Annotated in this window: 8 protein-coding genes; 4 read left to right on the top strand and 4 right to left on the bottom strand. The window is 35.0% G+C overall.

Annotated features, from left to right (window positions below; genetic code table 11):
* The first annotated feature begins 46 nt into the window (after positions 1–46).
* Positions 47–703: a copper homeostasis protein CutC gene (locus BMW37_RS05700; protein WP_093318495.1), complete on the top strand. Its 657-nt coding sequence runs from the start codon at positions 47–49 to the stop codon at positions 701–703.
* Positions 704–823: 120 nt separating this feature from the next.
* On the opposite strand, the gene BMW37_RS05695 is transcribed toward BMW37_RS05700, so the two are convergent.
* Entirely contained in the window at positions 824–1,240 is a 417-nt protein-coding gene (locus tag BMW37_RS05695) for a DUF2628 domain-containing protein (RefSeq protein WP_093318493.1), read from the bottom strand.
* A gap of 414 nt (positions 1,241–1,654) precedes the next feature.
* Positions 1,655–3,223 carry a multicopper oxidase family protein gene (locus BMW37_RS05690; RefSeq protein WP_177168593.1) on the bottom strand — a complete coding sequence of 523 codons (1,569 nt, stop codon included), beginning with the start codon at positions 3,221–3,223 and terminating at the stop codon, positions 1,655–1,657.
* A 378-nt stretch (positions 3,224–3,601) separates the two neighbouring features.
* On the opposite strand from BMW37_RS05690, the gene BMW37_RS05685 reads away from it, so the two are divergent.
* The gene (locus tag BMW37_RS05685) at positions 3,602–4,339 is read left to right on the top strand and encodes a heavy metal response regulator transcription factor (protein WP_093318490.1); all 738 of its coding nucleotides are present in this window, start codon (positions 3,602–3,604) and stop codon (positions 4,337–4,339) included.
* A gap of 99 nt (positions 4,340–4,438) precedes the next feature.
* The gene (locus BMW37_RS05680; RefSeq protein WP_177168592.1) at positions 4,439–6,037 is read left to right on the top strand and encodes a heavy metal sensor histidine kinase; all 1,599 of its coding nucleotides are present in this window, start codon (positions 4,439–4,441) and stop codon (positions 6,035–6,037) included.
* A 225-nt stretch (positions 6,038–6,262) separates the two neighbouring features.
* On the opposite strand, the gene malM is transcribed toward BMW37_RS05680, so the two are convergent.
* The gene (gene malM / locus BMW37_RS05675; protein WP_177168591.1) at positions 6,263–7,177 is read right to left on the bottom strand and encodes a maltose operon protein MalM; all 915 of its coding nucleotides are present in this window, start codon (positions 7,175–7,177) and stop codon (positions 6,263–6,265) included.
* Positions 7,178–7,373: 196 nt separating this feature from the next.
* A complete protein-coding gene (locus tag BMW37_RS05670) occupies positions 7,374–8,669 on the bottom strand; it encodes a maltoporin (protein ID WP_093318487.1) in 1,296 nt (431 codons plus the stop codon).
* Positions 8,670–9,192: 523 nt separating this feature from the next.
* On the opposite strand from BMW37_RS05670, the gene BMW37_RS05665 reads away from it, so the two are divergent.
* On the top strand, positions 9,193–11,028 hold the full coding sequence (locus BMW37_RS05665) for a glycoside hydrolase family 13 protein (RefSeq protein WP_093318486.1): 1,836 nt from the start codon (positions 9,193–9,195) through the stop codon (positions 11,026–11,028).
* The last annotated feature ends 163 nt before the right edge of the window (positions 11,029–11,191 follow it).

Raw genomic sequence — 11,191 nt, 5'->3', positions numbered from 1 at the left:
ATGTGACTGATACTGGCAATTTAGCAATTATTTAGAGGTGATTACTATGGATGCAGATACAAGATCGGTCATAAAAGAAGCCTGTGTTGATGGATATACACAAGCAATACAAGCTTGGAAAAAAGGGGCAGATAGGATTGAGTTATGCGCTGACTTAACCGTTGGCGGAGTTACCCCATCTATGGGCACGATTGCACAGACAATAAAAGATGTTCCTTTACCTATTTTTGTTCTGATTCGTCCTAGAGGTGGCAATTTTCATTTTTCAGAAGCCGAATTTAAAATCATGCTACAAGATATCACTCTATGTAAGACTCTTGGCGTAGCAGGAGTCGTAATTGGTGCATTAGATAAAAATAATCAAATTGATTCTCGTATTAACACGCTGATTGATTGTGCAAAACCAATGGCTATCACGTTTCATAAAGCCTTTGATGAAATAGATGATAAACTCGCAGCAATCGATAAAATAACTCAATTAGGGTGTGATCGCATTTTGTCTTCAGCATCAGGCATCTCTATTTATGATCATATTGAGCACTTTGAGTCATTAATCCAATATGCAAAGAATAAAATTACTTTTGTTGCTTGTGGCGGCGTGAGTGATAAGAATTTAAAAGATGTATCTAATCAATTGAGCACGAATGAATTTCACGGCAAGCTGATTGTAGGCCAGTTAGGCAAAGAGTCAGGTAATGAATAAAACAGTAGCAAACATTAAATAAATTGCAACTGGCATAAAAAAATGTAGAGGATAAACCTGATTAAATCATTGCTATTTCAGCAAAAAATAGCAATGAAAAATGATTAAACTAGCATAGTTTTACCAGAGTTTAACGTATTTATATGGATTAAAACAATCTGGCTCGCCTTTGATTTCTTTATAATAGTAAGACACATTTGCAATTTGGCCATGTGCGTATTGAAGTAAGAACCCACCAGCTGTCGATACAAAACTAAATACCTTTGGACTAATCCCTAATGAAACGAGAATATATGCAGCTGCATAGACTACAACTTGGAATAAAATGCTCACTACTAAAATTGTCACAGCTTGCTTAGGACGGCCTAGAACTAGCATATAGATCCAGCTAAAGAAAAAACCGATAAAGTTAATTGAAACTGTTAACCTGTCCATAAAGCCTAAATTTTTAAATTCCGCTTTAAAACCAGGCGTGTTTGGTAACCCATGTTTTTCATAAAAATCAAATCTTTTTTGCCATTTTGGTGAATACGCCATTTCAAACCTCAAATAAATTATTAAGTTAATTAGTTAATAGAAATTCAATCAATCTGCTCCCATGCAGTCCTTTAAAAAACCAGATAAAAGCATAAATAACGTGTAATGGTAACATAATTAGAGTATGGCAACAAATATTAATCATTTCTTAACATATTTTATACTCAGCACCTTCAATAACATAACGTGCTACACCGCCAGTAAATTGAAAACGTGTTAGATCATAACTTACTCGATACCTAGATTATGAATAAAATATCTTAATTGATATAACAGAATAAAATCATTTACTAAATGTAATCCATGATATAGAAATAAATCAGTTAGAGAAAAATCAGAGGGGCTTTAAATTTTCCTCCACTCATGTAGCGGCAAACACATGAGTAGAGAATGGATAACATGAATGCAATCTAGCTAGAGCACTTCTAATTGCCCCATCATCCCTGCATCTTCATGTTCTAAAACATGGCAATGATACATCCTAATACCTAAGTGGTTTTGCTGCGTCAAAATGCGAAGTGTCTCACCTGGCCTAATGTTAATCGTATCTTTATATAAGAGATAATCAGGTTTAGTAATCACACCATTACGTTCAAACTCCACCACCTGAAATTGAGGTCCGTGCAAATGAAAATTGTGATCCATGTGACTATTATTAGTGACTTCCCACAACTCTACATCCCCTTTTTTTGCTGTAAAGTCGATGCGATTCATATCATGAGACTTGCCATTTATTAAAAATCGCATGGGCATCATTTCTTCAGTATAAATTAATTGACGAGTGACAACAGGTTCACCTAAAGCGGTTAATTTTGCGAGGTTACTAGGTAAATCAATTTTTTTTCCGTCTACAACCCGAACACTAGCCAAGATGATATCTTCTTCTTTGGCAACTGGCCCCATTTTATCACGATCATATGCTTTAGATATCAAATTAAAAGGCTTCAAATCTTTAGATGATATAACAATTTCAGCCCGCTCACCTGGTGTCAATAATAATGAACTCAGTTTAATCGGCTTTTCTATCAATCCGCCATCTGTAGCAACCAGAAATACCTCAACAGAATCTTCTGGAAAATCAAAATTAAGATATCTAGCGGAATTACCATTCCATAAACGCCAGCGCTCAGTCCCAGATAAAGTCACTTCAGGTTGCCATTGTCCATTAATTAATGCAAATTGACCTTCTCGACCATTCATTAAATCCAGCATATCATTAGGAGCAATTTGCCCTGTCTCATCTAGTTTCAGATCAGAGAAAAAAAGATTTTGTTCTGGTAAGTGTTGTAGTGGATCGTTTGGATCGCGAACAATAAATAGACCAGCAAGTCCTTGTGCTACTTGCTTACCAGTTAATAAGTGAGTGTGAGGATGAAACCAATGGCTACCACTCATATCAGACGTGATGTCAAATTGATAGCGCCCAGTTTGCTGAGATAATATTGGATCGTGTGGATTACCATCTTGTGATGGGGGAACAGATAAACCATGCCAATGAATGGTCGTTGGTTCTGTTAACTGGTTATTGACCGTAATATCAATTTTATCGCCTAGATTCACATCAATAACAGGTAACATCATACCATTATATAGCCAAAACGTCGGCTTAACTTGCTCCGTCAAGGCTACCTCTGTCAGCATAGGATTTAACTCAGCTTTAAACTCGCCACTTTCCTGACTTAAGTTTTTGACTAAAGGCAATGCCTGTAAAGGTTGATTCTTAGGCAAATTAAAAAACTCAGCTGGCTGCATTTTGTTTTGCATCATACTTTGCATGTCAGTCATGTTATGCATTGAGTGATCTTGAGTAGCAGTTGAATGTGTATTCGCATGATTCATTTTACCATGCCCCATCTGAGCATGGTCCATATTACTGTGACCCATATTGCTATGATCCATTCCATGCCCTGCATTATTAGGAGCAGCCAGGCTAGGTAATATCATGCTCATACTTAGAAGTATTGCAAGGTTTGCTCGTTTCATAATCATATCCTTTTTAATTAATAAGTTGATTTCATCATCGCCAGCATTATTAGACTTATCTCTTTTATCGTTTTTAAATTACCTAATATAAAAACTAAACGTCATCTTAAATATAATTAAGTCATGACAAGGATTGAGTTTAACACTTGATTTCTGACATTTTGCTGACAATAAAATGACAATATTGTCAGAATAGATTGATTCCATTATGCAATCAAACCCTTCGATTACTTTATCGCACTAAAGGCATGGACTGGCTATATCTGATACATTAGAATCACCGCCTATGAGAATGATTTATTGAAAATAAATCAGCAGCATTCATCCAAGTATTCTCAGCTAAATCAATGCATCGATACAAACTACATGGAGTAACAAATGAAACTGTTAATCATTGAAGATGAAATTAAAACAGGGCAATATTTGAAGCAGGGATTAGAAGAATCAGGGTTTGTCGTTGATTTAGCAACTGATGGAGAGGCTGGACTTCATCTAGCGCAGTCAGAGCATTATGATATATTGGTTATTGATATTATGTTACCTAAACTCAATGGCTGGGCGATTACTCATGCTTTGAGGAAAAATGGATTTCTAGTCCCTATCCTAATTCTAACTGCGAGAGACTCCTTAGAAGACAAGGTAAAAAGTTTTGAAATTAGTGCTGATGACTATCTTGCTAAACCCTTTGCTTTTGCTGAACTTCTAGCAAGGATTAAAAGTTTAATTCGTAGAAGTCAACTAACCAACATGACACCATATACAGCAAACGTTAGCTTGCAAGAGAATGTAGATAAATATCATCACTATAGTGATTTTACGATTGCAGACTTAAAAATAGACAGATTAAAACATTTGGTTTATCGTGATGGTAGAATCATTCATCTCACCCCTAAAGAATATCTGCTACTTGAATTACTTGCTCTGCATCAAGGTGAAGTGTTAACAAGGGCGGTGATTGCCTCTCGTGTTTGGGATATCAATTTTGACAGCGATACCAACGTCATAGATGTTGCTATAAAAAGATTACGTCATAAAATCGACCATGGTTATGAGGTAAAACTTATCCATACAAAACGTGGGATGGGTTATTTTTTAGATGTAGTACCCCCAAGTTAAAATAAAGCATCAGCGTATTGGTTGATAAAATAATCATTCAAACTACAGTTTCTACTAATCAAATTTTTAGACATGAAGATAAAACACGCATCTTACTCAATGACTCGATCGCTGACACTCACAGTCGGCGCTCTTCTACTATTAACACTTATTAGCGTAACTTTGTTAGTAGAACGCAGTATTACCCATCATTTTGAGATGCAAGATAATGCGCAGTTAACCTCATTTGCAAATACAATTGCCAATAATCAACACCGCATGCAACAGACTATGAGTTTTCACGGCCTTAATCAATCGCTTAATATGCACCAACCTATATTTGCATACACAGCGAGTTTTAGTTTCAATGCCATGCTAGATAATCATTCCTCTTTTATTAGCAGCATTAGCATAATGAATTTTATCAACGAGATAAATGAAAAAGACAAACTTTTAATTGACAAAAAGGTAGGTCAGTTTTTAGAAACATTAACACCAACTGAAATCAAACAACACCTTTCACATCAATACGAAAAAAATACACACCGTCATATCTCACATTCGGATGAGGTTCAAGATGCATACCTTTTTAAAAGTTGGCAGAGCGATCTTACCCATTATCGGGTAATCATTTTACTGTTACCTGAAGGGCAACACACTCATCAATTACAATCATCAACCAAACAACCTAATGATAACTCAACTTTAACAATCAAAGCTGTGATTGTTGGATTAGATACGCAATTTCATGAACACTACCTTAAAGAACTCCGTCTGCAATTATTAGCCTTATCTATTTTTATGGCTCTACTTGTGATGTTTTTTGCCTATATTTTGGTAAAACGAGGACATAAACCCATCCATAAGATCAGTCTAACCTTAGATCATATTGCAACTGGTAAGTTAAAAACTAGAATTACGCAAGAAAAATACCCAATAGAATTAAAAACGCTTATCCAATCATTCAACCAGATGATGGATAAAATAGATAGCTTATTTGAAAAACAAGGGAGTTTCAGTGCTGATATAGCTCATGAACTTAGAACTCCCATGACTAATCTCATCACCCAAACTCAAATTATTTTACAACGTCCCCGTGATAATCATGCGTACGAAGAAGTCCTGTACGCCAATTTAGAAGAATTCGAACGGTTATCTAAAATGATTAATGATATGCTATTTTTAGCGCAAGCAGATAACCAAGCAATACTTCCCGACCTTGGCCAGTTTAATTTTTTAAACTTAATTAACAATATACTAGATTACTTCGATGCGCTAACAGAAGACAATCAAGTTAGCTTTGCATTGTCAGTAGATTCCGCACTTTCTGCAACAGATGAAATATCACAATTTAATGTGGTAGGGAATGAATCGATGATGCAAAGAGCTCTATCTAATATAATTTTAAATGCCATCTTATATTCATCACCTAATTCAAAAATCAATATCACTCTTACTTATTCTGATGAAACTATAACTTTTTCAATACAAAATAAAATTGACTCCCCCATAGATAATAGTCAACTTGATAAATTATTTGATAGATTTTACCGATTAGACCCTGCTAGAGGAAAACATCAAGATAAAGAAGGGTTTGGGATTGGACTTTCAATTACGCAGGCAATTATTAAAGCACATCAAGGGAGTATTCGTATTACTTCAGAAAACCTTTGTTTTGTTATTACATTAACCCTACCTTGCCAGCAACAATATGATTAAAATAAATATTTTACAACCTTTAAATTCTTAACAAGAATACTTACCAACCCCTTAAATAATCAGGTCTGAGTAAAAAAGTTAAAAAGGAATGATCGTTAGCTAAAACTATCATCCCTTTTATTTAAGTCGACTATGTATAAATGAAAGTTAGATTTTACCAATCTTTGAGCCATAGCCTAATTTACTTAGGGGCTACGACGCAATTGGTAAAATATCAAACATAACTTATTTTTGTTCTATACTTTTAACAAAAGTATTCCGAGCAGTTTTTGAACCTAATCTTTCTGCTTCTTCAAGTAATTGCAACGCTTTATTAATATCCCCTGCTGCAACAGCATTTTTAATATTTTCATCAAAATAATTTGCAGTTTCAGAAAGGATTGGTTTAGGTGCCTGATTAACTGTTGTAGCAGTGTTTACATTACTAGAAAGCAGCTCAGCTTTAACCACATCTTTATCGCTACTATTAAATAGCGGTAAGCCAACAATTACATTATCGTTACTATTATTTTGGGCTTTAACTTCTACAATTAATCTACCTTCAGATGCATGTCTTGCGATTGGGTCTGGAATATCAGGAATAGCATGCCCCGTTCCTGCTGCATAGGCTTTTGCAGCTGCTACCATAGTAGTTTGACCTTTTAGATCTTCTGGGCTTGTGAAAATAACAAGATAAATTTGTTTTTGACCAATCGCAGGTGTAAGTTTAATTTTACCCTCAACACGATCATTACTCATAATCCCTGCTTGCTCATACTTAAAATGCTTACTGGCAAAAAATGCAGCAGGTTGAAAACTTTCGTCAAGAACTAACACATTCGGAATAAAAACCTGACTATTTTCAATAACACTTGTGATATTAATATCAAGAGTGCCTCTATCAGCAGGCATAGTAATCGCAGCGATTCGCCCATTAATTCCAGCAGAATTAATGGAGGGCGAGCCACTACCAATCACAACTTCTTTTTTAATATTTGGAATAAAGGTTTCCCATTGGATGCCTTGTACATCTTGAGCATAAATAGCGGGTATTTTGGGTTCACTATCAGCAAATGAAGGATACGCAAAAAAGACACTCATTGTTGAAATAGTCAGTACTTTTAGAATTTGATTGGTGAGTTTTGAAGTTTGTTTTTTCATTTTTCGGAAATCCATGTTCTATGACGCAAATTTAAATTATCGTGATTTATTAATGAGTGTAACTTATTTTAAACCACGCTTACAATATGATTTAAAATAAATGCGCTCTAATTAACCGGTTCACAAAAAACAATAGCACGATAATAGAAAATTAACCTACTATCGTGCCATTCTAACTTATTAAATCAAAATACGATTACCACCAAGCTTCAACTTGTGCGCCAAATGTAATATCATCTTGGTTAAAACGAACACGCTGAGTAGCACCGTCTGTCCAAGATGAACTGCTACCATATGTTGTGAATAATCTTACTGCTGGTCTTGACCAAATACTGTCTCCAGCCTGCCATTGCTGAGCTAAAGTAACTTTAAATAAATCACTATTTTCATCATTAGATTCTTGATTAACATGATCATAGCCAACCTCTAATAATGTGCTCATAATAGGTGTCCATTTGTACATTGGTCTGACACCTGCAGTCATCCACTTATTACCACCATCATTATCCAAACTAATATCTTGATACATTGCTGAATACATCATTTCCCAGTCACGGTGTAATTTCACTGCACCATGATTTAATACACGAATCATATCACCATTATTTGAAGTTTTTGAACCTTCAGAATGACCACCATTCCAAGAAGTCATAGAGTCATTGGCATACTGAACAACAAATTTGTTAAATCCATCCATTAAACTTTGGGTATGTTCAGCAGTTAATAAAAATCCATCTTTAGAAGCTTTATCATCTAATGTAAACCCTTCTTTTGTATTTGCTCTACCATAAGTAACACCTAACTCTAATGATCCACCTTGGTTTATAGCTAAACCAGCCAACCTAACATCAAATATATCATTACTAGTTTTCCCGCCTTTGCCTACTCTTTCAATTTCACCGTTATCTGGATTGAGTTCAAAAGAATAAGAAGAATCAAACGAGCCATTAATAAAAGTCCCCGAACCACCAGCTTCAGTATTACGAGTTGCAGCTACTGATAATTTACCAAATCCTAAGTCAATATTTTCCAATCCAGCACCAGGACCCGAGATATCCCAATAGTAAAAGTCCATCATATGGACGTCATGACGTTGATAAAAACGTTTACCTGCCCATAAAGTTGCACCAGGTAAAGATTTGATAACGTTTTTAGCTTGAACATTCATTTCACGGAATGCTGGATTAGTTGATTCCCAATCATTTTGTTGCTGAACGGAATAGGCTACATTAGTATCAAGATAAAAACTCATTTCATCCTGCGACCACAGTTCCTGACCTAACTTAATTTCAGCATAAGTTTCACACTCATTTCCTAAACGATACTTAGTTTGCGCACCTGCTGCTTGAAAACACATTTGATCGCCACCACTACCTGTCCAGCCAATTCCTGAACGTGCATAACCATGGAAATCTACTGCGAATGCTGAACTTGCAAATGTAATTGCAGATGTAATTGCTAAAGCTAAAGGAATTTTACGATTAATAGTCATATAGACATCTCCGAGTTTTATTTAGATGATTAAGAAGCTACTTGAACCTAGCAGAGTTAATACCTTCTTACACGCAAAAGTAGTCTCACTAAAAGTACTACTAAATTGCATGCGTTAATAATGACAGATTTAGAAATTATGTTTGTGATCAAAATCACCAAATTCCTCAATGACGTTTAATTGTAAGGTAAAAGTTCAATTATATTCGTAATATTGTGATCCCTATCACATACTAAAGACGCCGCATATATACCTAATTCACAAGACTTACCAGATGTACGCTGATAATCATGACAATTTAGCTTTGTTAATTAAACTTGTTAATCACTTTATACTTTAATGGCAGCCAATCAGCTGTTGAATGATATAAAATAGTATCAAACCAAATAACATGCTATCTGTCTAAATAAGTCGGATAAATTGTGCTACTATCAATAAATAAAAAATAAGACAATTAATCTGAATTGATTTAACCCTATAAAAAAACCACTTTACCGTTGGATTTTCAAAGCTAAGGATAAAAATGATAACTAAAAGCGCTCTTCATCACATACCCAAAAGCCAAATGGCATACGCCTATGATAAAGACACTCTTCATATTAGAATGAGAAGTGCAATAGGTGAGGTCAAAAAAGTCACGCTATGGATTGGAGATCCGTATAAATGGGAAGATGGCGGGCTTGGTGGCAATCTAGAAGGCGGGAATGTAAACTCAATTTGGACTGGTGGAGAACGCCACGAAATGATTTTAGAGGGACAAATTGAATTATTTGATTGTTGGTTTTGTGAATTTACTCCACCACACAAAAGAGCCCGTTATGGGTTTATATTAGAAGACATGACAGGTAATGAACGGCTCTTTTTTGGTGAAAAACATATTGAAGTAATAAAAAATAGCACTGACGAAACGAAAGTGCTAATGAATCTTGGTAATTTGTTTTGTTTTCCTTTTCTAAATCAAATTGATGTCCTAACTGTACCTAACTGGGTGAAAACAACCGTTTGGTATCAAATATTCCCAGAGCGCTTTGCAAATGGTCGGCCTAATATTTCTCCAAAAAATGTAGAACCATGGGGTAGCACACCTACAGGCTCAAATTTTATGGGAGGGGATATATTTGGGATTATTGATAATTTAGATTATTTAATTGACCTGGGGATTACAGGGATTTACTTATGCCCTATTTTTACTGCTAGTGCTAATCATAAATACGATACGATTGATTACTATAATATTGATCCGCATTTTGGTGGAAACGAGGCTTTAAAACTATTAGTGGAAAAAGCCCATAAACATGGCATTAAAATCATGCTTGATGCAGTTTTTAATCACTCTGGTGCAAATTTCCCTAAATGGCTTGATGTTGTTAAAAATGGTGAGCAATCAATTTACAAAGATTGGTTTTGGATCAATCGCTTCCCTGTTCATTTAAACGATCTTGAAGAAGAAATAGATTACTGGAATTTGCCTTACGAAACTTTTTCTAATGTTGCCAATATGCCAAAATTAAACACTGAAAATCCAGAATGCAAGGCATTTTTACTCGATGTTGCGACCTACTGGATAAAAGAATTCGATATAGATGGTTGGCGTTTAGATGTTGCTAATGAGATAGATCATCAATTTTGGCGAGACTTTAGAAAGTGCGTTAAAGCAATTAAACCTGACTGTTATATCCTTGGAGAAATTTGGCATGATGGCAATCCATGGGTTAGAGGAGATCAATATGATGCATTAATGAATTATCCTCTTGCTACCGCTATTAATGCCTTTATATCTCATAGAACCATCACTGCAAAACAATTTATGCAAGACCTAGATCAAGCCAGAATTAACTATCCTCGTCAAGCAAATGAAGTCATGTTCAATTTACTCGATAGCCATGATACAGACAGACTGTTAAGCCTATGCAATGGCAATAAACATAGCGCTAAATTAGCTTATTTATTGCTCTTTTTACAACCTGGCTCACCGTGTATTTATTACGGTGGCGAAATTGGCTTGGATGGTAAAAAACAAGGTTCGATTGAAGGCGCTAGAAAATGTATGCAATGGGACATCCAAAAACAAGGCATTGACCTGAAAAACTATATCAAACGACTAATCGAATTACGTAAAATAGAACCCGATTTACATTTGCATGAGTTAACTTGGTTAGATATTGGCAATGATGATAACTGTATTGGGTTACAAAAAGGCAGCACACTCATTTTAATCAACAACTCACTTACAGATAAAATATTTCACTTAAGCAATCACCTGACAGGTCAACACCAAGAACTGATTACTAATAAGCCTTACCAATTAGAATCAACCACCACAATTCCAGGCTTGTGTGGATGTATATTCAAAATTTAACTAGAATTTAATCAAATTTTAATCAAACTAATGTTATTATCTCAAATTGCTTATGCGGGTGTATAAGCTTAATTATTTAAAATTAAATATAAAAAATTTTATCAATACATGCCGATAATAATGACGTTTAATTAAGTACTTATGCATAACAAAATAATGGAGG

This window comes from Thorsellia anophelis DSM 18579 (assembly GCF_900111395.1).
Taxonomy (GTDB): domain Bacteria; phylum Pseudomonadota; class Gammaproteobacteria; order Enterobacterales; family Thorselliaceae; genus Thorsellia; species Thorsellia anophelis.
The sequence above is the reverse complement of the archived record's forward strand: the minus strand, read 5'-3'. Positions and strand labels throughout refer to the sequence as shown.

Coding starts and splice junctions, on each gene's coding strand:
- BMW37_RS05700 (WP_093318495.1), top strand. CDS start 47: ATGGATGCAGATACAAGATCGGTCATAAAAGAAGCCTGTGTTGATGGA.
- BMW37_RS05695 (WP_093318493.1), bottom strand. CDS start 1,240: ATGGCGTATTCACCAAAATGGCAAAAAAGATTTGATTTTTATGAAAAA.
- BMW37_RS05690 (WP_177168593.1), bottom strand. CDS start 3,223: ATGAAACGAGCAAACCTTGCAATACTTCTAAGTATGAGCATGATATTA.
- BMW37_RS05685 (WP_093318490.1), top strand. CDS start 3,602: ATGAAACTGTTAATCATTGAAGATGAAATTAAAACAGGGCAATATTTG.
- BMW37_RS05680 (WP_177168592.1), top strand. CDS start 4,439: ATGACTCGATCGCTGACACTCACAGTCGGCGCTCTTCTACTATTAACA.
- malM (WP_177168591.1), bottom strand. CDS start 7,177: ATGAAAAAACAAACTTCAAAACTCACCAATCAAATTCTAAAAGTACTG.
- BMW37_RS05670 (WP_093318487.1), bottom strand. CDS start 8,669: ATGACTATTAATCGTAAAATTCCTTTAGCTTTAGCAATTACATCTGCA.
- BMW37_RS05665 (WP_093318486.1), top strand. CDS start 9,193: ATGATAACTAAAAGCGCTCTTCATCACATACCCAAAAGCCAAATGGCA.